The organism is Shewanella glacialipiscicola (genome assembly GCF_023283485.1).
Classification (GTDB): domain Bacteria; phylum Pseudomonadota; class Gammaproteobacteria; order Enterobacterales; family Shewanellaceae; genus Shewanella; species Shewanella glacialipiscicola.
Genome location: NZ_JAKILU010000009.1, coordinates 68,680 through 91,131, shown reverse-complemented (window position 1 = coordinate 91,131; position 22,452 = coordinate 68,680). Strand labels below are relative to the sequence as shown.

Below are 22,452 nucleotides of genomic sequence, written 5' to 3'. Positions count from 1 at the left end.
GCAGTTCAAAAGTCTCAATTCACCCGCTTGTTTACATAACAGCTACATTTTTTACCGAAGCAATAAAAAAGCGCTCAAATGAGCGCTTTTTTAATCATTTGTTAAATTACTTTTTCTTTGCCTTTGGGTTTGGCAAATCAGTAATTGAACCTTCATACATTTCAGCCGCTAAGCCCACTGACTCATGCAGTGTTGGATGCGCGTGAATGGTTAATGCTAAATCTTCAGCATCACAACCCATTTCAATCGCTAGGCCGATTTCGCCTAACAGCTCACCGCCATTAACACCCACAATGGCACCACCAATAACCCGGTGAGTGTCTTTGTCGAAAATCAGCTTAGTCATACCTTCGCTACAATCAGAAGCAATAGCACGGCCACTTGCAGCCCATGGGAAAGTTGCGGTTTCATAAGCAATACCTTGCTCTTTCGCTTCTTTCTCAGTTAAACCAACCCAAGCGACTTCTGGGTCAGTATAAGCAATCGATGGAATAACTTTTGGATCGAAGTAGTGCTTCAAGCCAGAAATCACTTCGGCAGCCACATGGCCTTCATGCACGCCTTTGTGTGCCAACATAGGTTGACCCACGATGTCGCCGATAGCATAAATGTGCGGTACGTTAGTGCGCAGTTGCTTATCAACCTTGATAAAGCCACGTTCATCAACGTTAACACCTGCTTTTTCAGCATCTAATGACTTACCATTTGGTGAACGACCAATAGCCACTAATACGGCATCGTAACGAACCGCTTCTGCTGGTGCGCTCTTACCTTCCATAGAAACATAAATACCGTCTTCACGGGCTTCTACCGCTGTGACTTTAGTTTCAAGGATCAGGTTGAATTTCTTCTTGATTTGCTTAGTAAATACGCGAACCACGTCTTTATCAGCCGCAGGGATCACTTGGTCGAACATCTCAACCACGTCAATTTGGCTACCTAAAGAAGCGTACACAGTACCCATTTCTAGGCCGATAATACCGCCGCCCATTACGAGCAACTTGCCAGGAACTTCTTTCAGTTCTAATGCGTCAGTCGAATCCCAAATACGTGGATCTTCATGCGGAATGAATGGCAATTTAATTGGGCGAGAACCCGCAGCAATAATCGCTTGCTGGAAGTGAACCACTTGAGTCGTACCGTCTTCGGCGGTGACTTCTAGCGTGTTAGGGCCAGTAAATTTACCAAAACCGTTAACCACGTTAACTTTACGCATTTTGGACATACCGCCCAATCCGCTGGTTAATTGGTTAATTACTTTTTCTTTAAAGCCACGTAACTTATCTAAATCGATAGTTGGCTCACCGAAAACCACACCATGGGCAGCAACGGCTTTGGCTTCTTCGATGACTTTAGCTACATGCAATAGGGCTTTAGATGGGATACAACCCACGTTAAGACACACGCCGCCTAAAGTGCTAAAACGTTCAACAATAATAGTTTCCAGACCTAAGTCTGCTGCACGGAAAGCCGCAGAATAACCTGCAGGACCTGCACCTAATACCACTACTTGAGTTTTGATTTCGTTACTCATGTTTTCCTCTAATTCTCATTCAATCCGTTGGAGGAGTTAGCCTACCAACCGAATATGCGCCAACGCGTAAGGTGGGCGCATTTTAACCTGTGTTTGACACCGATCACAATAAACAAAAGGCTACTCAAGATGAGTAGCCTTTTATGTTTACAGCACCAATGTGCGAATATCGGACAGAATTCCTGACAGCGTCACACTAAAGCGTGCAGCCATTGCACCATCAATCACCCGGTGATCGTATGATAGCGACAGTGGCAACATCAATTTAGGCTCGAAATCTTTACCATTCCACTTAGGCTTAATTTCAGACTTAGACACACCTAAAATCGCCACGTCTGGGTAGTTTACGATAGGCGTAAACGCCGTACCGCCAATGCCACCTAAACTCGAAATAGTAAAACAGCTACCTTGCATATCAACAGATTTCAGCTTGCCATCACGGGCACGAATAGAAATGTCAGCCAATTCACGAGATAGCTCGATAACACCTTTTTTATCTACATCACGCACAACTGGCACAACCAAACCGTTTGGCGTATCAACCGCCACACCGATATGGAAGTACTTCTTCATTACCAGTGATTCGCCATCGGCACTTAAGCTCGAGTTGAATACCGGGAACTGTTGCAACGTCTTAGCTACCGCTTTGAGCATAAACACTAAAGGCGTGATCTTGTAATCGGCCTTTTTCTTCGCTGCGACATCGTTTTGCTGCTTACGGAACTCTTCCATTTCGGTGATATCAGCTTCATCGAACTGCGTCACATGTGGAATCGTCACCCAGTTGCGGTGCAAGTTAGGGCCAGAAATCTTCTGGATACGGCTTAATGGAACTTCTTCCACTGCACCAAACTTACTGAAATCAACTTTAGGCGCCGCAATCACTTGCAAGCCACCGTTACCTGAACTGACTGAGGTTGCCGCATTGGCTTTTGGACGCGACAGTTCGTATTTCACATACGCCTGCACATCTTCTTTCATGATGCGACCTTTACGGCCAGAACCCGTCACTTGGGTTAAATCAACACCAAACTCACGGGCTAAACGACGCACTGCAGGTGATGCATGTACCGCACCTGTTGATATTGGCGTACCCGCACTTGGGTGATGTGGTACCGGTGGACGGCTCATCGGCGTCGGTGCAACTTGTGCAACTGGCGCAGCGGCTTGCTGTGCTGGAGCAGCTTGTACTACAGGCGCAGCGCCTTTAGTAACAGTTTCAATGGTGGCAATTAAGCTACCTTGCGATACTTTATCGCCCACTTTAACAGTCAAAGACAGCAGTTTACCGGCGAACGGCGCTGGCACTTCCATCGTGGCTTTGTCTGTTTCTAGCGTGATAAGACCTTGGTCCGCGGTGATTTCATCACCAACAGATACTAGCACTTCGATAATATCGACATCGCTAGCATCGCCAATATCTGGCACATGGATTTCTTTAACTTCAACGACGTCACTAGTAGGTGCCGCTGCTGGCGCTGGCGTAACCGCCGCTGCAGGTGCTGCCTGAGAAGCTGTAGTTGATTGTGCTTTTGCAGGTGTGGCAGCTGGAGCTGCGCCGCCCACTTCAAGCATAATCACCAGTGAACCCTGCGACACTTTATCGCCCACGGCCACTTTAACGTCTTTAACCACACCCGCCAAAGGTGAGGGTACGTCCATGGTCGCTTTGTCGGTTTCGAGGGTGATTAAACCACTATCAACGTCAATCTTATCGCCAACAGCCACCAGCACTTCGATAACGGACACATCGGTGTCACCACCGATATCGGGCACAGTCACTTCAACCACTTTTGTTTCAGTCGCTTGCGTTGGCGTTGCGACTGGAGCGACTTGAACGAGTGCTGCAGCTGGCGCAGGTGCCGCTTGAGCAACCGGAGCAGGAGCAGCTTGCGCCGCGCCCGCTGCTTGCATCATAGCAATCAAGGTGCCTTCAGACACTTTATCGCCCACAGCCACTTTCAACTCGGTTAATACACCAGCAAAAGGCGCTGGAATATCCATAGTCGCTTTATCGCTTTCAACGGTGATAATCGATTCTTCTGCCGCGAGGGTATCGCCCACAGCAGCACAGATTTCGATAACTTGTACTTCATCACCGCCGATATCAGGAACAAAAACTTCTTTTAATTCAGCCATTTTTATTACCTCTTACGCGTACTGTGGATTGATCTTGTCAACATCAATGCCATATTCTTTAATGGCTTTTGCTAACACATCAACAGGCAGTTCTTTACGATCTACCAGTGATTTCAGCGCCGCAATCACGATGAACTTAGCATCGACTTCGAAGTGATGACGTAAGTTTTCGCGGCTGTCGCTGCGACCAAAACCGTCAGTACCTAATACTTTGTAATCGGTTGGCATGAAAGCACGTAATTGTTCGCCGTAAATCTTCATATAGTCAGTAGCAGTAATGGCAGGCGAATCGCTTGAAATCACTTGGCTGATATAGGCTTGTTTTGGCGTTTGCGTTGGGTGCAGCATGTTCCAGCGTTCAACCGCTTGGCCATCACGGGCCAGTTCGTTAAAGCTGGTTACGCTAAATACGTCGGCTGTGATACCAAAGTCTTTCGCCAGTGCTTGCGCCGCTTTACGAGTTTGTTCCAAAATGGTGCCACAGCTCAATAATTGAACCTTGCCTTTACCTGAACCCGCAACGGTTTCTAACTTGTAGATACCTTTGACTATGCCTTCTTCCGCGCCTTCTGGCATGGCAGGTTGCTCATAGTTTTCGTTCATTGTAGTCAAGTAGTAGAAGATATCTTCTTGACTTTCACCGTACATACGACGAATACCATCTTGCACCACAACGGCGATTTCGTAGCCGTAAGTTGGGTCGTAAGAAATACAGTTAGGGATAGTGTTCGCCAATACGTGGCTGTGACCATCTTGATGCTGCAGTCCTTCACCGTTTAGCGTTGTACGGCCAGACGTTCCGCCTACTAAGAAACCACGAGCACGGATATCACCTGCCGCCCATGCCATGTCGCCAATACGTTGGAAGCCGAACATAGAGTAGTAAATATAGAACGGGATCATCGGTACATCGTTAACCGAGTAGCTGGTCGCAGCCGCTACCCATGATGACATTGCACCGAGCTCGTTAATGCCTTCTTGCAACACTTGACCGGTTTTATCTTCGCGGTAGTAAGCCACTTGATCAGAATCTTGCGGTACGTATTTTTGGCCTTCGTGAGCATAAATACCCACTTGACGGAACAGACCTTCCATACCAAAAGTACGTGCTTCATCAGGAATAATCGGCACAATCTTCTTACCAATTTTCTTATCTTTTAGCAGTGCGGTTAGTACACGGACAAATGCCATCGTCGATGAAATTTCACGGCCATTTGAGCCCTGTAAAATTGAATCGAAAATTTTCAATGATGGGATTTCTAACTCTTCAGTAAACTTTTGACGACGTTGTGGCACGCTACCATGCAGCGCTTCACGACGGCTCATCATGTATTTTACTTCTTCAGAGTCAGGACCTGGATGATAGAAAGGCAAGTCTTCTAACTGGTCATCTGGAATAGGAATATTAAAGCGATCGCGGAAGTAGCGAATCGATTCAGCACCCATTTTTTTGACGTTGTGAGCGATGTTCTTACCTTCACCCGCATCACCTAAGCCATAACCTTTAACGGTTTTAGCCAGAATAACGGTTGGACGACCCTTGGTTTTTTGTGCATGTTCTAATGCGGCATACACTTTAACAGGATCATGACCACCACGATTTAAGCGCCAAATGTCATCATCTGACATATTAACAACCATTTCAGCGGTTTCTGGGTACTTACCAAAGAAGTGTTCGCGAGTATAAGCGCCACCTTTGGCTTTACAGTTTTGGTATTCACCGTCAACGGTTTCTTCCATTAACTGTAATAATTTACCGCTGGTGTCACGGGCCAATAATGGATCCCAATAACGTCCCCAAATTACTTTAACGACTTCCCAGCCTGCGCCACGGAATTCGCCTTCAAGTTCTTGGATAATCTTACCGTTACCGCGAACAGGACCATCAAGGCGCTGTAAGTTACAGTTAACGATAAAGACTAAGTTGTCTAATTCTTCACGGGCAGCTAAACCAATTGCGCCTAAGGCTTCGGGTTCGTCACACTCGCCATCACCTAAGAAACAATAAACCGTTTGTGCTGAGCAATCTTTAATACCGCGGTCAGTCAGGTACTTTAAGAAGCGCGCCTGATAAATCGCTTGGATTGGCCCTAAACCCATAGAAACCGTTGGGAACTGCCAATAGCTCGGCATCAGTTTAGGATGCGGATAAGAAGATAAACCTTTGCCATCGACTTCTTGACGGAAGTTAGCCAATTGTTCTTCAGTTAAACGACCTTCTAAGAATGAACGAGCGTAAATACCAGGGGCGATATGGCCTTGGAAATACACTAAATCGCCACCGTCTTTTTCATTTGGGGCACGGAAAAAGTGGTTAAAACAGACGTCATAGATTGTTGCGCTAGACGAGAAACTCGCGATATGTCCACCTAGCTCTAAATCTTTCTTAGAACCACGCAGTACCATAGCTAATGCGTTCCAGCGGATGATAGCGCGAATGCGACGTTCCATCTCTTGGTTGCCAGGCATGTGCGGTTCTTGACCAGCAGGGATAGTGTTTAAATAAGCCGTCGTCGCAGTGTAAGGTAAGTGTGTACCATTACGGCGCGCTTTATCGATCAGCTTTTCGAGTAAAAAATGTGCGCGCTCTGGACCTTCTTGTTCCAATACGGCTTGCAGGGCATCAACCCATTCCTGAGTCTCTAATGGATCTACGTCTTGTAGCATATCTTCAGACATGACACTGTCCTTCTCTATATACATGATAATGAATGGTGTTTGCGGCATATTCCGATTTAGCGAAGGGCTAAATCACAGGAACTTAAGCGCCACTTTTTAAGCGGCGCAAGCTTCGCTGCAACCGGCTATCTTCTTCCCGCACAGATAACATCACCTCTTCGATATAACTTAAATGTTCGTTCGAGGCTTCTCTGGCGGCTTCGGGATCACGACGAACGATGGCAGCGAGCAAAGCCCGTCTGTGTTCGTTAGCCTTGGTAGAAGCTTCTTCGCGGCGGCTTAAAAGCTCCAGGTTTTGCGCCACATTTTGATGCAGCACAGGGGTTAAACTGAGAACAAGATGTAACATAGCCACGTTATGCGAGGCTTCGGCAACCGCACGATAAAAACGCACAATCGCAGCAGCTTTTTGTTCGATATCGGTGGCGGCTTCCACCTCGAGGATCATACGTTTGATATTTTGCATATCAGCGTCAGTACCGCGCAACGCTGCATAATACGCCATCATGCCTTCGGTAGCATGGCGGAACTCCAGCAAGTCATATTGACTCTCTGTGTCAGAATTCATCAGTTCAACAATGGGATCGGCAAGACTCTGCCAGAGTTGCTCTTTAACATAAGTGCCACCACCTTGGCGACGCATTAACAGTCCTTTTGCCTCAAGCTTTTGAATCGCTTCACGCAAAGAAGGCCGAGACACTTCAAACTGAATTGACAGCTCGCGTTCTGGCGGTAACTTCTGACCAGGCTGTAAACTGCCTTCTAGAATCATCCGCTCTAATTGAGCCATGATCACATCAGAAATCTTTGGCTGACTAATTTTACTATAGGCCATCACGCGCACTGCTCCGCTGTAAATTGGTCTTACCAATTTTTTTGAGTGAGCGCACTTTATCAAATCGCTGTTTTGATGTCCAGATTGAAATTAGTTGCTACAAATCGATCTGGATCATTGAGGCTCACGCTGAAACAGCATAGCCGAAAAAAAGTTTTATGGGGTCAGACCATTTGACAGAACCGCCGCAATATTGGCGCTGATGATCACTTTAAGCTAACGCGGCAATGACTAAAAACAAATCTAAAGTTTAAACCTGAATGTAAGGCACTCAGGTTTAAACGCATCACAGCATAAAACATAAAGGTTAAACCGCAATACTGCTTTAGTTCACTAAACCTAATATCGTCAGTAACGCCAGTATTGCCACAATAAGTGTAAAGTTACGTTTACTCAGTACTAATAACGCCAAGGTGGACTGTACACATATAGGTGCAGTTGCGACTTCTGGCAACGGTTGCGCCGCTAATGCTGTTTCAGTAACCACAGTACGGGCACTGCTATTTAAGCTCAAACTATAACGGCGCCATGCGGTTAAACCTTCACTAAATTGGCCACTTAACGCATAACCGAAGGCAAAAATACGGCTGGGTAACCAATCCAGTAAAGTAATCACCTGATTAACTAAAGGCAGTTCAAGGGATTTACGCGCACTTTCCTCAGCATAAAAGCGCACAGTGCAATAAAGCATTGCACCTACTGGGCCTAAAAAAATCAGATACAGGGCTACGGCGCCATAATAACGATAGTTAATCCAAGCTACGCTCTGGCCAACTTTAATACCAAGATCCTTTTCAGATACCGCATCTAAACACTCACTACAATCGAGTTCTGCCGCATAGTGGTAGCAAGCCTGCACATCAGAGCGGCAAGCCGCCTGCATATATTTTTTAAAAATATCCCGCTGTTTTTGATGGTTAAAACACACTACCGCCACTAAAACCCACAAGGCTAAACTCAGCAGCCCCCAAAACATCCCCGCCACTAACCAGCTTAAAACATAGATAAACAAAGCGGGCAACACTAACGCTATCGCCATCATCACCTTTGTCAGTGACGCTTTATCGCCAAAAAAAGTCGCTTGGTAGGATTGCAATAATCGGTCACATTGCCACGATGCAGGCAAAAATTTAAGTCGCTCCACTAAAATAGCGACCAAGAGTGAAAATAATGCCATGGGCTGTACCTCTATAATTTGTCCATAAATAACTTAGGTTTATGAGAAATATGCTAAGGTTTAGGAGCTAAAAATAACCTAAGAGCGCATGGCCTCAGTATATTCTTTTAGTTTTCCTAAATATCTCTCCCACGCAAAACTTTGTCCCGGATCCGTTTTACGTATTGGCGCAATATCACAATGCCCCACAATACGGTCAGTCGTTAATAATGGATACTCAAGCAATAATGCCTGCGTCAACTCGATAAGCGATTGATATTGCTCGTCAGTATAAGGCTCTGTATCGGTACCTTCTAACTCAATACCTATCGAAAAATCATTACAATTATCCCGTTCTCCATAGCGCGACAAGCCCGCATGCCAAGCCCTGTCGTCACAACTCACATACTGCACGCGCTCGCCATTGCGGCGAATTAAAAAATGTGCCGAGACTTGTAACCCTTGCAGCGGTGCAAAACTGGCATCGGCATCGGTATCTAAACAGCCTTGAAATAACTGATCAATATAGGGTAAGCCAAAGCAACCCGCGGGCAGGCTGATATTGTGGATCACCAACAAGCTCACTTCACCCAAGGGGCGTTGATTAAAATGCGGCGACACGCAGCGCAGCGCCCCATCACACCAACCTGAATCAAACCGCATATCTGCTTATCCTCTGCATCCTGCTATTAAACAGGATTACTCTACCAGCATTCACCCGCGCAAAGAAGAAACACACAACGCAGAGTGCAATGAAAATACAGCAAAAAAGTATACTTATAGATGACGCTAGCCCACTACAACAGTAATAGCCACAACTTAAACACAAGTCGGCAACCTGTTCCGTGGGACCCTAGGGCGTGGTAATCTTAAGACAAAATGTACATAGGCAGTCATGCAAGGATCCCACCCATGTTAGAAAACGATATTCGTCACGCAGTCAAATCCGCCTTAAATGAAGACTTAGGCGGCACCGAAATCAACGACCAGACTAAAGCCATTGCCTATGGTGATATTACCGCGCTATTAATTCCTGCAGATAAACATGCCCAAGCAACACTTATCACCCGTGAAGAAGGCGTTTTTTGTGGTAAAGCCTGGGCAGAGCAAGTGTTTAATCAATTGGGCGGCGAAGTGGCATTACACTGGCACGTCGATGATGGCGATTTAGTATTACCCAACCAGCTGTTATGCGAACTCTCAGGCCCTGCGCGCATTATTCTCACCGGCGAGCGCACCGCAATGAACTTTATCCAAACCTTATCTGGCGTCGCCACCTTAACCAAACATTATGTCGATAAGTTGGCAGGCACTCACACGCGCTTATTAGATACACGCAAAACCATTCCAGGCCTGCGTACCGCGCAAAAATATGCCGTGACCTGCGGCGGCGGTAAAAACCACAGAATGGGTTTATATGATGCTTTTTTAATTAAAGAAAACCACATCATGGCCTGCGGCAGCATTCGCCAAGCAGTAGACACTGCCCGTAGCTTGTACCCCAATAAGCCAGTTGAGGTGGAGGTCGAATCACTCAACGAACTCGACTTAGCCCTCAATGCGGGCACTGATATCATCATGTTAGATAACTTTGACGTGACTATGATGCTCGAGGCCGTTGAAATGAATAATCAATACAAAGCCAAAGGCCACGGCGCTTTGCTTGAAGTATCTGGTAATGTCACGCTAGACACCTTAGCCGAGTTTGCCAAAACTGGGGTGGATTATATCTCCGTTGGCGCGCTCACCAAGCATGTACGCGCCTTAGATCTATCGATGAGATTAAAAGCCTAAATTCTCTCCATGAGGTTAAAAAACCTAAATTTTCCGATAAACGGATTTACCCAAGCAAAACAACCATAGTTAAAATTTTGTTATAAATTAATGATTAAACATTGAGCTGTTTTATGTAAAAGCGATGCAAAAGCATAATTTATTAACGCTTTATGCTTAAAAGTTGTTTCATTTAATGTAACTTTGTACTAACTTTCACAAAGGTGGACAGACCATTAGGTCAACTCCATCTGATGTCAGCACTGGAGTGTCATTTAAACAGCCAATACGTATACGTTGTGACGCAGCGGCCATTCCAGAACAGCGGTGCACTGTTAAATGTTGCAAGGATTAAAATAAGTTATACAAATGGATTTGTTAACATAAACAGTAACAAAGTTTGACAAGGTTAAGCCTTTATGGTGTAACACAATAGTTGTGTTTAATGCCGTATTCAACAAAGGGTTGCTAGCAAGTGCGTATCATATGACCAGCATATGAACCACAACCAATAGTGACTACACATTAGTGAGTGGAGAGAAAAATGAAAGCCATGAATTTACGTAAAAAAGCCCAGGGTTTTACCCTAATTGAATTAATGATCGTTGTCGCCATTATCGGTATTTTGGCAGCCATCGCATTGCCAGCTTATAAGGAATACGTTAACAAAGGTAAAATCAACGCCTGTTTGAGTGAAGCTTCTACATATGTAAAAGCTGCTTCTGCGGCTGTTATAGGCGAATTAACAGTAGTACCAACTCATACAGCTAGCGCATGTAGCGTTGTAATCACAGCACCAACAGATATGGCATCTCTAAAAGATACTGTAACAACCAAAGCAAGAGATGAAAATACGACCACTATCAGCTGTGATTGGGCAAATGCCACCTGTAAAGCCGGTTCTTAAGTACATTGTTTTGAACCAAAAAAGCCGCTAACAATAGCGGCTTTCTTATACTTCCAAAATTTAATATATCCCGCATTCAACTCAGTAATGAATTAATCCATTCAACCACACACGAGGAAACAAGGCTGGGAGCAATTCCTCATTCTTATAGCTATTCATTAATACTAGCGTCATAACGTTCACCATTAAAAATAATATTATTTTGGTCCATATACCCGCTTTATAAAACTGAAATACATTATCTTGTACTTGCATCGCAATCACAAAAACCAACATCAACTGAGCAAACGGCATAACCATCACACCGCTAAATAATGAATAAACAAGGCCAGATAACAGCGCGTAGGTCACTGGGATAGTTGCCGTCGTAGTATCTTGAGATAAACAAGTAACTTGAGATAAATATCGCAATCTATAATAAACGCGGCTCATTACCCATCCTATCATAACAATGCAGCTGATAATTCCGTATTCATAAAGTAACTGCATAACTGAGTTGTGTGGGTGGGCGTTAGGTAACGGCTTACCTTCAGCCCAAGAAAAACTCATGGGGCCAAACCCAAGCAATGGACTATCTGAGATAGATTGAAGAACATACAACCATAAATCTAATCGCCCTGAGCTGCTTGTTCTTATTTGAAAATTAGCCCCATTAATTAACCAATAAGGGATAATAACGATAAACACCAGCCACAAAAAAATGCCAGACAATATTGTTTTTAGTGTAAGTAAAACGAGTTTTTTGCGTGCTTCTGCATTAACAAAATATAAAAGTATAGTTAATGCCAGAATAAGAGATATCATTGCCCCCCGAGCTTCCGTCTGTAATAACACAACCCAATGCAATGCAATCATCACCATAGATATACGTTTGAACTTAGCTAAATGTTGATTGAAAAATGGTAACAATAATAATGGTACTACCATTACCTGTAGCTGATTAAAAAAACGCACATTTACGTAACCAGATAACAAGCCATGAATGTCAAAACTTTGGGTATCTGCATAAGAAAAAAATAAAAATAAAATGTATTTAACAAGCGTTAGTATAGAAAACAGTAAAATACCGACATAAACTGCAAAGTTTAAACTATCGCGCTGAATAGCTTTCATGCTTATCGTAAATAAATAAAACGCCGTAATAAGTAATCCGTTATTAGCAATTTCAACTATTCCCCAAAAAGGGTGTTTACTGGCAAATGCAGATGCGATAGCTAACACAAAAAAAAGACTTAAAGATAGTAAGCTTACTGTTGACACTCTTACCAGCTCAACGCCCTTAACAAAGCATAATCCCAACGCATAAAACCAAATAAAGCCAATCACCAGAATACGCTTTATATCGTATTCATTATCAACGCCTATAAAGTGAGAAAAGTTAACTGCAAACACTGTTCCAAGCAAAAAAACACATAAGAATGCTATGACTACCATCCAAGAGTAGGCTCTCAACGGCATATAAATACTCCATTTTTACATCTTATCTAACGCGCACAATTATTGGCTATCATACCAATCAATTTATGCATTAGATTCGTTTTTGATATTTAAAATAGATTAATTACAATAAAAATATATTTCATCAAAACTCCTAATTTAACCTATTGAGTACGGTTTTAATCAGGTAGAGATGCAGCGCCAACAAAAGGAAGTCATGCGTACAGCATATGAGTAAAACCTTGTTAACAGAATAATCAATTCCCCTATTATTTCAAAGTTTTGACGAACCATAGTGTACACTTGTTATCATGCTCTAAATAATAGCTTTTTCAATAGACTAAGCATGACAAAATGCTAGAAAGACGTTATTATTTTAACACTTTTGTACAACTGGAGTCTCTATGCCATCTACAGGCCTACATTTGGGTTTATCGACCCTGTTTACCCGTAAGGGCCTGCTAAGTGAAGAGCAGATGGCCAGTGCCATCACTAAATCCCGCCAAAACAAACATGCGCTGGTGAGTACCTTAGTCCAAAGCAAACTCATATCCGCCCGTGCAATTGCAGAGCTTTGTTATGAAGAATATGGCACGCCGCTGCTGGATTTAAATGAATTTGATTTAGGCTCCATCCCAGAAGAGTTCCTCAATAAAAAACTAATCGAAAAACACCGCTGCCTGCCATTATTTAAACGCGGTAATCGCCTTTATATTGGCACCTCTGACCCCACCAATATCGCAGCCCTAGAAGACTTTCAATTTAGTGCTGGCCTGCACGCCGAAGCGATTTTGGTAGAAGAAGATAAGCTAGCAAAAGCATTAGAGAAAATCCTCGAAGAAGATATCAGCGGCCTTGATCTAGGCGGCATGGATGAAGCAGCGCTAGCGGCTATAGAAATTACCGATACTAACAATCGTAGCGATGAGTCCGCAGGTGAAGCCAGTGATGACGCGCCGATTGTGATTTATATTAATAAAATTTTAACCGATGCAATTCGCAAAGGTGCGTCGGATTTACACTTTGAACCCTATGAAAAGCGTTACCGCATTCGTTTTCGTATTGACGGCATATTGCATGAAGTATCAGAGCCGCCCATCAGCTTAGCGGGACGTTTATCTGCCCGTTTAAAGGTGATGTCAAAGCTCGATATTGCCGAGCGCCGCGTGCCACAAGATGGCCGCATTAAAATGAAACTATCGCGCACTAAGTCTATCGACTTTCGGGTCAGCACTTTGCCAACCCTGTGGGGCGAAAAAATTGTAATGCGGATTTTAGACTCTTCCTCCGCGCAATTGGGCATCGAAAAACTCGGCTACGAGCCAGACCAAGAAAAGCTCTACCTTGAAATGCTGGCCAAACCCCAAGGGATGATTTTAGTCACAGGCCCGACTGGTTCCGGTAAAACGGTATCACTCTATACTGGGTTAAATATTCTCAATACCGAAGAGCGCAATATTTCGACCGCCGAAGATCCGGTTGAAATTAACCTTGAAGGCGTTAACCAAGTTCACATTAATTTAAAAGCAGGGCTGACTTTTGCCTCGGCGCTACGCTCATTTTTACGCCAAGACCCTGATGTAGTAATGGTCGGTGAAATTCGCGATCTAGAAACCGCCGAAATTGCCATTAAGGCCGCGCAAACAGGCCACTTAGTATTATCCACATTGCACACTAACTCGGCCGCTGAAACCTTGACCCGTTTAATCAACATGGGCGTACCAGGTTATAATATCGCCAGTTCAGTGAATTTGATTATTGCCCAGCGCCTTGCCCGCCGTCTCTGCCCCGAATGCAAACAAGCTGAAGTTGTCCCAGAGCATGAATTACAACGTTTAGGCTTTAGCCAAGCGCTGATTACCCAAGGCTTTACCACCTTTAAACCTGTAGGCTGTGAGCATTGCTCTGGCGGCTATAAAGGCCGAGTCGGTATTTACGAAGTCATGAAAATGTCCGATGAAATAGCCCGTACTATTATGGAGGGCGGTAACTCCTTACAAATTGCCTCCCAAGCTAAAGCGCAAGGCATGCGAGATTTACGTCAATCGGGATTATTAAAAGTGATCCACGGTGTCACCAGTATTGCTGAGGTCAACCGCGTTACCAGTTTTGGCTAGACCATGCTTGCGTGACAATAGTATTAAGTTAACGCTAGATTTTAGTAACGCCTATGTTTCAGCTAATATTAGCCATAATCGATACATAGTCGGCCTTAACCCACAGGCATCATTACTGTTATCAATGTGGTTTGCCGTTAATGGTTATTTACACATTTTATTTTATAGGGATCATTTATGGCAACGGCAACCACGGGCAGAAAATCTCGCGCTAAAAAATCAGATAAAAAAAGCCAGCCAAAAATCTATACCTTCGAATGGAAAGGCATTAATCGCGACGGTAAAAAAATATCCGGTGAGCTCAGAGGTGCGGCTGCGGCTGAAATCCGCAGCCAGCTTAAATCTCAAGGGGTTAACCCCAAAAGCGTGCGTAAGCAATCTTCTCCCCTGTTTAAGCTCGGTGAAGCTAACATATCCCCGATGGATATCGCCATGATGACCCGCCAAGTCGCGACTATGCTCGCAGCAGGCGTACCTTTGGTGACTACCATTGAACTGCTTGGCCGTGGCCACGAAAAAGCCAAAATGCGTGAGTTATTAGGTACCATCCTCACTGAAATCCAATCGGGTATTCCCTTATCCGATGCCCTGCGCCCCCATAGGCGTTACTTTGATGACTTATATGTCGACTTAGTTGCCGCAGGTGAACACTCAGGCTCGCTCGATACCGTATTTGATCGGGTTGCAACCTACAAAGAAAAAACTGAACAGCTTAAATCTAAAATTAAAAAAGCCATGTTTTACCCCGCTGCGGTGGTCATCGTTGCTATATTGGTGACCTCGTTATTACTGCTTTTTGTAGTGCCACAATTTGAAGATATTTTTAAAGGCTTTGGCGCAGAACTGCCAGCCTTTACTCAGCTCATTGTGGGTATTTCACGATGGATGCAAGCTGCTTGGTATATCATATTGGCGGCAGTGGTACTGGCGATATGGCTGTTCGTAAGAGCCCATAGAAACTCACAAATGGTGCGCGATAGAGTCGATGAAATTATTCTTAAAATTCCCGTTATTGGTAATATTTTACATAAAGCGGCCATGGCGCGCTTTGCCCGAACCTTAGCCACTACCTTTGCCGCAGGCGTGCCTTTAATTGATGGTATGGAGTCCGCCGCGGGCGCATCGGGTAATGCGGTTTATCGCAAATCGATATTAAAAATTCGCCAAGAAGTAATGGCGGGGATGCAGATGAACGTTGCGATGCAAACCACGGGGCTATTCCCCGACATGATGGTGCAAATGGTGATGATCGGTGAAGAATCAGGTTCCTTAGATAATATGCTCAATAAAGTTGCCAACATTTATGAGATGCAAGTTGATGATGCCGTGGATGGTTTATCCAGTTTGATAGAGCCAGTGATGATGGTGGTCATTGGTACACTGGTAGGTGGCTTAATTGTTGGTATGTATCTGCCTATCTTCCAAATGGGAAATATCGTAGGCTAGCGCCTCGCTTTAATTGCAGCAATTTTAATAATTTAATAATAAGAACCGTTAATGAATGAATTTATCTCTCTTTTTAGCCAATCTCTAAACCAGAACCCTTGGCTGTTTATTGCTTTAAGCTTTATTTTTGCCGCCACCATTGGCAGTTTTTTAAACGTAGTCATTCATCGCTTTCCGGTGATGATGAAGCGCGAATGGCAGCAGGAATGTAACCAGTATTTGCAGGAGTATCACGCCGATATCGTTACGCAAATCGGCATTGATAAACTTAATAAACCTATCGATAGTTTCCCCGATAAATATAACCTGCTGCTGCCAGGCTCTGCCTGCCCTAAGTGTAAAACGGCTATTAAACCTTGGCATAACTTACCCATTTTTAGCTGGCTAATGCTCAAAGGTAAGTGCGCAGCTTGCCAAGCGCCAATCTCTGCCCGCTACCCCATTATTGAGTTAATCACAGGGTTATTGGTAGCAACACTCGCTTGGCATTTTGGCCCAAGCTGGCAATTTGTATTTGCTAGCATACTCACCTTTGTACTGGTAGCGCTCACGGGGATTGACCTAGATGAAATGCTACTGCCCGACCAAATGACCTTGCCCTTGCTTTGGCTAGGTTTGATTATTAATTTAAATCATACCTTTGCCAGCCCAACCGATGCCATTATTGGCGCAGCGGTAGGTTATTTAAGTTTATGGTCTATTTTCTGGTTATTTAAAATAATCACAGGTAAAGAAGGTATGGGCTACGGCGACTTTAAGTTGTTGGCCGTATTCGGAGCTTGGTTAGGTTGGCAAATGCTGCCGCTGGTGATTTTACTCTCGTCCCTTGTCGGCGCTGTTATTGGCGTAACTATGATTGTCAGTAAACATCTCAAGCAAGGAAACCCTATCCCATTTGGCCCTTATATTGCGGCGGCGGGTTGGATAGCACTGCTCTTTGGTCAACAAATTGTGGATTGGTATTTAGGAACTCTATAGAGCGGACTTCGTCCTTCTAGGGTGCTGCAAAAAACGCAGCGGCTAGAAAATGTAGAACGGGCTTCGCCTTTATAGATTCTCGCAGGACAAAGTCCGCCTTAGCAGCGAAGCGCTCTAGCTCCTAGTAGAGATTCGTCCTTCTTGGCTTTTAAGAGAAAGTTATGTCCAAATTTATTGTTGGTTTAACGGGTGGCATCGGTAGCGGTAAAACGACTGTCGCCAATTTATTTGCCGCACAAGGGATTACCTTAGTCGATGCCGATATCGTTGCCCGTGACGTTGTGGCTCAAGGTTCTGTCGGACTTAAAGCGATTGAGGCCCATTTTGGCGCTGAGATTTTAACCCTAGAGGGCGAGCTTGACCGCGCCAAACTGCGACAACGAATATTTAATCATCCAGACGAACGGGAATGGTTAAACCAATTACTCCACCCCATGATCCGCGCAGAAATGCTCGCTCAAGTCGAAAAAGCCACCTCAGCCTACGTAATTATGGTAGTGCCCTTGCTATTTGAGAATGGGTTAGATAGGTTAGTCAATCGGACTTTAGTGGTGGATATTTCGCCTGAGTTACAAGTCAACCGTACTGTAAAGCGGGACAATGTTGATGTGTCGCAAGTTAATAACATCATCAATAGTCAGTGTAGTCGTAGTGAAAAGCTCGCTAAAGCCGATGATGTTATTGATAATCAGGGAGAGATATCCAGCTTAAAACGACAGGTGCTCGCCTTGCATCAGCAGTATTTACAATTATCGGGTAATGATAACGCCTATGACTGAATTAGTTTACGAACAGCCCTTAAACGAGAAAATTCGTAGCTACTTGCGGCTCGAATATCTCGATAAGCAGCTGCAAAGTAACCTAAGCCACGACCACCAACATCGCTGTTTTTATCCGCTGTTTTCCCTGTGTGAATTATCTGAACGCTGTGATTACCGCAATGAAATATTAAAAGACATTGAGCGGCACTTGCTGCAACTCAATAAATGGCAAGAGTTAGACAGCGCCGACCACCAGCAAATTAATATTTACATCAACGCCCTCACCCAAGCTCGCGAACATCTACAAAAACCTGAACGCTTCGGCAGCCAATTAAAACAAGACCGCTTTATCTCGGCACTACGACAACGTTTTGGCATGCCAGGCGCTTGCTGTAACTTCGACCTACCGCAATTACATTTTTGGCTCTCCAAGCCATGGGAAGAAAAACAGCAGGATTATCGCACTTGGATAGCACATTTTGAGCCTTTACTCACACCCATAGCACTATTACTGCAATTAACTCGTAGCACCGCCCATTATGATAATGCCATTGCCCATGCAGGCTTTTATCAAGGCGACAGCGCCCAAGCGCTCGCTTTAGTGCGGGTTAAAGTCGATGCTGCTCACGGTTGCTACCCTACTATTAGCGGCCATAAAAACCGTTTTGCCATCCATTTTGTACAGTTTGAACACCAACGCCACTCTGACCGTTCGATTGATTTCTTACTGGCTACCTGTGCATGAAGCCTTTACACTAACGGCCTGAAAACCGTTCGTTGGGGTAGACGCATTATCGCTGTAACCCAAAGAATCGCCGTAAACCAAGAGAGCCATTATGCCATTAACTGTTAACTGCCCCATTTGTAAAACTGCTGTTGAATGGGTACCACAATCGGCCTTTAAACCCTTTTGTAGCGAACGCTGTAAGCTGATTGATCTCGGCGATTGGGCATCAGAAAAACATGTTATCCCTGTCAAAACAGAATTTGATCCCGAAGCATTTGATGAGTTTGATCTCGATGAAGGCGACTTTTTCAAAGAATAATTTGTAGCATGATGCAGCGATACTCAGCTTAAATCCTCACTGTGATGACTTTTCCAACCCTAATCAATAGACAAACATTATGACTAAACGCATCCATGTGGCCGTAGGTGTTATTACCAATTCGGCTGGTGAAATACTGTTAGCTAAACGGCCAGACCATTTACATCAAGGTGGCAAATGGGAGTTTCCGGGCGGAAAAGTTGAAGCGGGAGAAACCGTTACGCAGGCACTTATCCGTGAATTAAAAGAAGAAGTGGCTCTGGACGTCACAGATAGCCGCCCCTTTATGGCGCTGAGCTTTGATTATCCCGATAAACAAGTGCTACTTGATATCCATTTGGTTACCGAGTTTAACGGCACAGCCCAAGGGCTAGAAGGTCAACTAATTGCTTGGGTGACTAAAGCCGATTTAATAAAATACGACTTCCCCGATGCTAATAAGCCGATTCTGGAAAAGCTTCTCGCACCCTAATCTGTAGAGTAATCAGCACTGCAGAAGTAAACTCAAGTGCGCGACCAAATAGCCACTGCGCCCTCTATAGAGCTACGTGACTAAGCCAGTTGGTGAGTTTATATAAGTAATGCGTGATCTTGCTTGCAGCAAATTAATAATCCGCTTTTATCACATAGAGAATAATGTTTGAATCAAATCTCATTCTTTCTCTTCGATTTTAAGGGCGCATCATGCACAATAACATTAAGGCATTTATAGCCACTACCGCCTTGTTTTTTAGTTGTCAGGTACTTGCCAACGGTGGCTGTGGATTTGAAGAACAACAACAGGGTTTAATTGCCACCTGCAGTGAGGAGAAACAAGAAGTGATATTAACTGGCGTAGTAGAAGCACAACATTTAGTCACAGATCTTAATGAGTTTGCCGACGGCTATAAAAGCTATCAAGTCGATACTGCAGCCATTGCCCCGCTAAAAACCGTTACCGAACCGACTGAGATTATTGTAATCATTGGTACTTGGTGCCCAGATTGTCACCGTGAAACACCGCGCTTTATCCGTATCATGGAAGAAGTCGCTAATCCCAATATTAAAGTGACTTATATTGGTGTCGATCGCAGCAAAAAAGATCCACAAGGCTTAGCGGCTAAATACGAATTTACTCGTATACCGACCTTTATTGTGCTGCAGCAAGGCAAAGAAATTGGCCGTATTGTAGAGCGTCCAACCGTTTCCTTAGAAAAAGATTTAGCTGAAATTGTAAAATAATCAACTCAGTAAAAACAACAAAGGCCGCTATGCGGCCTTTAATATTTTATCCATCAGGCTAGTTAGCCTCGTCAATAATCCGCTGGGCTAACATTACTAATACCCCTTCACGCAATGCCCCGCCCGATAAAGCTAACTGTTCAATACCCAATAACTCAAACAAAGCCAATAAGATAGCGACACCTGCGGTAAAAGTTGGTGCCCGTTCACTGCAAAGCCCTAAAATACCTGTTAGGCCAATATCATCTTGGATAAGAATTTCAGCCTTTAGCTGATGTAACACATCAAGAGTTATCGTCTCAGACAAACCACGGTGAAGTAGCACTTCGACCACAGATTGCACCGCACCAGAAGCCCCCACAACACAGTGCCAACCGAGATCACGTAAAGTATGCCTATGCTCAGCTAGCGTTGTTAACACCTGCTGTTTAGCATCATCAAAATCAAGCTGTTGCAACGGCATACTACTGAAAAACTGGCGGTTATAAGTTACGCTACCAAAAGGTAAACTGGTTTTGAACAATACTTGCTGCCCATCACCAATAATAAACTCAGTACTTGCGCCGCCAATATCAATCACTAAACGTCGGCCATGACCGCGAGTCGTGGCCACCATACCTTGATAGATAAGCTCAGCTTCACGCATACCAGAGATAATTTCGATCGGATGACCAAGCAGTGGCAATGCACGTCGACTAAACTCATCGGCATTACTAACATTACGTAGAGTCGCGGTGGCAATCACTGCGACATGATTGGCCTCTATCTTATGTTGCACTAACATCTGGGCAAACATGCTCAAACAGTCGAGACCGCGTTGCATCACGTCATGGCTTAATATGCCATCATCGCCAATGCCTTCGGCAAGCCTCACCTTTCGTTTATATTTCGCAATAATATGTGGCTGATCACCACGGGTTCTGGCGATCAGCATATTAAAACTATTTGAGCCTAATGTTATGGCTGCATAAGCGGGTGTTGGCATTTACGAATGTCTACGAGTCCTGTCATGACGAGGAGGACGCGTCCCACTCCGTGGCGCACCTGAACGGCTTGCCCCTGAACGATCACGCAAATTACGTGTGCCGCTAGGATGTTTACGGTGGATTTTTGCAGGAGTGGGTATATCGGCCAGCAAAGCGTCACTGTCGTAATCGCTAACAGGAATCGAATGATTAATATAGCTTTCGATAGCGGGTAAATTCAACGCATACTCTTCGCAGGCAAAACTTATCGACATGCCTTTATTACCCGCACGACCCGTACGACCGATACGGTGTACATAGTCTTCGCAATCATCAGGTAAATCATAGTTATACACGTGTGACACATCAGAGATATGTAAACCACGCGCAGCAACATCGGTCGCCACTAATATATCTAACTGACCACTGGTAAATTGCTCAAGAATACGGATACGTTTCTTTTGCGGCACATCACCCGTTAATAAACCGACACGATGGCCGTCACCTTCAAGCCATGACCAAAGCGTTTCACAGCTGTGCTTAGTGTTGGAGAAAACAATGGCTTTTTCTGGCCAATCTTCTTCAATTAAGGTCAGTAGTAAACGCATTTTATGTTCTTGCGAAGGATAAAAAATTTCTTCTTTAATATTTTTAGAGGTTTTTTCTTCAGGCTCAATTTCAACTTTAACCGGCTCGTTCATATGATCATAAGCCAGCTCTTGCACTTTCATCGACAAGGTTGCTGAAAATAGCATGTTCAGACGTTGATTAGCCTCAGGCATACGTCTAAACAAGAAACGGATATCTTTAATAAAACCAAGATCGAACATGCGATCGGCTTCATCTAATACCACAGCCTGAATTGAATTTAAGCCAATAATACCTTGGCGAACGTAATCAATAATGCGGCCTGTAGTACCGATCAAGATATCAACACCTTGGTCCAACACTTTACGCTGAACGTCGTAACTTTCGCCGCCGTAAACAATACCCACCTTTAAGTGTGTGTGTTTAGCGAGTAAAATAGCGTCTTTAGCAATTTGAATGGCTAATTCGCGAGTCGGGGCCATTATGATGGCGCGAGGCTGATTTATCAGTCGACCTTCAGGAATGGGTATTGATAGCAGGTGGTTAAACGTGGCGACCAAAAAGGCCATTGTCTTGCCTGTGCCCGTTTGTGCTTGACCAGCGATATCTTTTGATTGAAGTAATATAGGCAGAGATAACGCCTGAATCGGCGTACAAAATTCGAAGCCGTTCTCGGCAAGAGCCTGTTTAACCTCAGGATGTAGAGGTAGGTCGGCAAACCTTTGGGTAGATAGATGTGTTTCGCTCATAGCGCAAGCTTACCTGTTGAGGTTGCAATAAGATACTCGATCGTTTGAAATAGCCACATTGTAAAAAAAGGTAACTTGAAAAGCTATTTTTCAACCCCAATATACATGGTAAGCCATTAAC

At 44.4% G+C, this 22,452-nt stretch carries 19 protein-coding genes; 10 read left to right on the top strand and 9 right to left on the bottom strand.

Annotated features, from left to right (window positions below):
- Nucleotides 1–106: 106 nt before the first annotated feature.
- The 6 genes from lpdA to ampD form a co-directional block, all read right to left on the bottom strand.
- Nucleotides 107–1,534, bottom strand: a complete 1,428-nt coding sequence (lpdA, locus tag L2717_RS09365; RefSeq protein ID WP_220772227.1) for a dihydrolipoyl dehydrogenase — start codon at nucleotides 1,532–1,534, stop codon at nucleotides 107–109.
- A gap of 147 nt (nucleotides 1,535–1,681) precedes the next feature.
- On the bottom strand, nucleotides 1,682–3,673 hold the full coding sequence (gene aceF / locus L2717_RS09360; protein ID WP_220772225.1) for a dihydrolipoyllysine-residue acetyltransferase: 1,992 nt from the start codon (nucleotides 3,671–3,673) through the stop codon (nucleotides 1,682–1,684).
- A 12-nt stretch (nucleotides 3,674–3,685) separates the two neighbouring features.
- Complete coding sequence (gene aceE / locus L2717_RS09355; RefSeq protein ID WP_220772224.1) at nucleotides 3,686–6,352, bottom strand: pyruvate dehydrogenase (acetyl-transferring), homodimeric type; 2,667 nt, start codon at nucleotides 6,350–6,352, stop codon at nucleotides 3,686–3,688.
- A gap of 82 nt (nucleotides 6,353–6,434) precedes the next feature.
- Entirely contained in the window at nucleotides 6,435–7,187 is a 753-nt protein-coding gene (gene pdhR, locus L2717_RS09350; RefSeq protein WP_220772222.1) for a pyruvate dehydrogenase complex transcriptional repressor PdhR, read from the bottom strand.
- A gap of 325 nt (nucleotides 7,188–7,512) precedes the next feature.
- Nucleotides 7,513–8,364, bottom strand: coding sequence for a beta-lactamase regulator AmpE (gene ampE / locus L2717_RS09345; RefSeq protein ID WP_220772220.1), 852 nt, complete (start codon nucleotides 8,362–8,364; stop codon nucleotides 7,513–7,515).
- A 78-nt stretch (nucleotides 8,365–8,442) separates the two neighbouring features.
- A complete protein-coding gene (gene ampD / locus L2717_RS09340) occupies nucleotides 8,443–9,006 on the bottom strand; it encodes a 1,6-anhydro-N-acetylmuramyl-L-alanine amidase AmpD (RefSeq protein ID WP_220772219.1) in 564 nt (187 codons plus the stop codon).
- A 249-nt stretch (nucleotides 9,007–9,255) separates the two neighbouring features.
- On the opposite strand from ampD, the gene nadC reads away from it, so the two are divergent.
- Together nadC and L2717_RS18130 are read left to right on the top strand one after the other, a co-directional pair.
- Entirely contained in the window at nucleotides 9,256–10,137 is an 882-nt protein-coding gene (nadC, locus tag L2717_RS09335) for a carboxylating nicotinate-nucleotide diphosphorylase (protein ID WP_220772217.1), read from the top strand.
- Nucleotides 10,138–10,660: 523 nt separating this feature from the next.
- Nucleotides 10,661–11,023: a prepilin-type N-terminal cleavage/methylation domain-containing protein gene (locus L2717_RS18130; protein ID WP_281421763.1), complete on the top strand. Its 363-nt coding sequence runs from the start codon at nucleotides 10,661–10,663 to the stop codon at nucleotides 11,021–11,023.
- 81 nt (nucleotides 11,024–11,104) lie between these two features.
- On the opposite strand, the gene L2717_RS09325 is transcribed toward L2717_RS18130, so the two are convergent.
- Nucleotides 11,105–12,481, bottom strand: coding sequence for an O-antigen ligase family protein (locus tag L2717_RS09325; RefSeq protein ID WP_248938035.1), 1,377 nt, complete (start codon nucleotides 12,479–12,481; stop codon nucleotides 11,105–11,107).
- A 383-nt stretch (nucleotides 12,482–12,864) separates the two neighbouring features.
- On the opposite strand from L2717_RS09325, the gene pilB reads away from it, so the two are divergent.
- From pilB to L2717_RS09285, 8 genes are all read left to right on the top strand, one after another.
- Nucleotides 12,865–14,577 (top strand): type IV-A pilus assembly ATPase PilB, encoded by a 1,713-nt coding sequence (gene pilB / locus L2717_RS09320; RefSeq protein WP_220774286.1) that lies wholly within the window; start codon nucleotides 12,865–12,867, stop codon nucleotides 14,575–14,577.
- Between the two features lie 177 nt (nucleotides 14,578–14,754).
- Nucleotides 14,755–16,023 carry a type II secretion system F family protein gene (locus tag L2717_RS09315; protein WP_220774287.1) on the top strand — a complete coding sequence of 423 codons (1,269 nt, stop codon included), beginning with the start codon at nucleotides 14,755–14,757 and terminating at the stop codon, nucleotides 16,021–16,023.
- A gap of 51 nt (nucleotides 16,024–16,074) precedes the next feature.
- Entirely contained in the window at nucleotides 16,075–17,001 is a 927-nt protein-coding gene (locus L2717_RS09310; protein ID WP_220774288.1) for a prepilin peptidase, read from the top strand.
- Between the two features lie 161 nt (nucleotides 17,002–17,162).
- The gene (gene coaE / locus L2717_RS09305) at nucleotides 17,163–17,780 is read left to right on the top strand and encodes a dephospho-CoA kinase (protein WP_220774289.1); all 618 of its coding nucleotides are present in this window, start codon (nucleotides 17,163–17,165) and stop codon (nucleotides 17,778–17,780) included.
- The gene (gene zapD / locus L2717_RS09300; RefSeq protein ID WP_220774290.1) at nucleotides 17,773–18,507 is read left to right on the top strand and encodes a cell division protein ZapD; all 735 of its coding nucleotides are present in this window, start codon (nucleotides 17,773–17,775) and stop codon (nucleotides 18,505–18,507) included. Before coaE ends, zapD begins: the two co-directional genes overlap by 8 nt.
- A gap of 91 nt (nucleotides 18,508–18,598) precedes the next feature.
- Complete coding sequence (yacG, locus tag L2717_RS09295; protein ID WP_220774291.1) at nucleotides 18,599–18,808, top strand: DNA gyrase inhibitor YacG; 210 nt, start codon at nucleotides 18,599–18,601, stop codon at nucleotides 18,806–18,808.
- 79 nt (nucleotides 18,809–18,887) lie between these two features.
- Nucleotides 18,888–19,280 carry an 8-oxo-dGTP diphosphatase MutT gene (gene mutT / locus L2717_RS09290; protein ID WP_220774292.1) on the top strand — a complete coding sequence of 131 codons (393 nt, stop codon included), beginning with the start codon at nucleotides 18,888–18,890 and terminating at the stop codon, nucleotides 19,278–19,280.
- Nucleotides 19,281–19,492: 212 nt separating this feature from the next.
- Entirely contained in the window at nucleotides 19,493–20,029 is a 537-nt protein-coding gene (locus L2717_RS09285) for a thioredoxin family protein (RefSeq protein ID WP_115406838.1), read from the top strand.
- A gap of 58 nt (nucleotides 20,030–20,087) precedes the next feature.
- Here the strand turns inward: L2717_RS09285 and L2717_RS09280 are convergent, their stop codons facing one another.
- Nucleotides 20,088–21,014 (bottom strand): Ppx/GppA phosphatase family protein, encoded by a 927-nt coding sequence (locus L2717_RS09280; RefSeq protein WP_220774293.1) that lies wholly within the window; start codon nucleotides 21,012–21,014, stop codon nucleotides 20,088–20,090.
- A complete protein-coding gene (gene rhlB / locus L2717_RS09275; RefSeq protein ID WP_220774294.1) occupies nucleotides 21,015–22,331 on the bottom strand; it encodes an ATP-dependent RNA helicase RhlB in 1,317 nt (438 codons plus the stop codon).
- Nucleotides 22,332–22,452 lie beyond the last annotated feature (121 nt).

Excerpts from the sequence above, each read along its gene's own strand:
- lpdA (WP_220772227.1), bottom strand. The coding sequence starts at position 1,534 with ATGAGTAACGAAATCAAAACTCAAGTAGTGGTATTAGGTGCAGGTCCT.
- aceF (WP_220772225.1), bottom strand. The coding sequence starts at position 3,673 with ATGGCTGAATTAAAAGAAGTTTTTGTTCCTGATATCGGCGGTGATGAA.
- aceE (WP_220772224.1), bottom strand. The coding sequence starts at position 6,352 with ATGTCTGAAGATATGCTACAAGACGTAGATCCATTAGAGACTCAGGAA.
- pdhR (WP_220772222.1), bottom strand. The coding sequence starts at position 7,187 with ATGGCCTATAGTAAAATTAGTCAGCCAAAGATTTCTGATGTGATCATG.
- ampE (WP_220772220.1), bottom strand. The coding sequence starts at position 8,364 with ATGGCATTATTTTCACTCTTGGTCGCTATTTTAGTGGAGCGACTTAAA.
- ampD (WP_220772219.1), bottom strand. The coding sequence starts at position 9,006 with ATGCGGTTTGATTCAGGTTGGTGTGATGGGGCGCTGCGCTGCGTGTCG.
- nadC (WP_220772217.1), top strand. The coding sequence starts at position 9,256 with ATGTTAGAAAACGATATTCGTCACGCAGTCAAATCCGCCTTAAATGAA.
- L2717_RS18130 (WP_281421763.1), top strand. The coding sequence starts at position 10,661 with ATGAAAGCCATGAATTTACGTAAAAAAGCCCAGGGTTTTACCCTAATT.
- L2717_RS09325 (WP_248938035.1), bottom strand. The coding sequence starts at position 12,481 with ATGCCGTTGAGAGCCTACTCTTGGATGGTAGTCATAGCATTCTTATGT.
- pilB (WP_220774286.1), top strand. The coding sequence starts at position 12,865 with ATGCCATCTACAGGCCTACATTTGGGTTTATCGACCCTGTTTACCCGT.
- L2717_RS09315 (WP_220774287.1), top strand. The coding sequence starts at position 14,755 with ATGGCAACGGCAACCACGGGCAGAAAATCTCGCGCTAAAAAATCAGAT.
- L2717_RS09310 (WP_220774288.1), top strand. The coding sequence starts at position 16,075 with ATGAATGAATTTATCTCTCTTTTTAGCCAATCTCTAAACCAGAACCCT.
- coaE (WP_220774289.1), top strand. The coding sequence starts at position 17,163 with ATGTCCAAATTTATTGTTGGTTTAACGGGTGGCATCGGTAGCGGTAAA.
- zapD (WP_220774290.1), top strand. The coding sequence starts at position 17,773 with ATGACTGAATTAGTTTACGAACAGCCCTTAAACGAGAAAATTCGTAGC.
- yacG (WP_220774291.1), top strand. The coding sequence starts at position 18,599 with ATGCCATTAACTGTTAACTGCCCCATTTGTAAAACTGCTGTTGAATGG.
- mutT (WP_220774292.1), top strand. The coding sequence starts at position 18,888 with ATGACTAAACGCATCCATGTGGCCGTAGGTGTTATTACCAATTCGGCT.
- L2717_RS09285 (WP_115406838.1), top strand. The coding sequence starts at position 19,493 with ATGCACAATAACATTAAGGCATTTATAGCCACTACCGCCTTGTTTTTT.
- L2717_RS09280 (WP_220774293.1), bottom strand. The coding sequence starts at position 21,014 with ATGCCAACACCCGCTTATGCAGCCATAACATTAGGCTCAAATAGTTTT.
- rhlB (WP_220774294.1), bottom strand. The coding sequence starts at position 22,331 with ATGAGCGAAACACATCTATCTACCCAAAGGTTTGCCGACCTACCTCTA.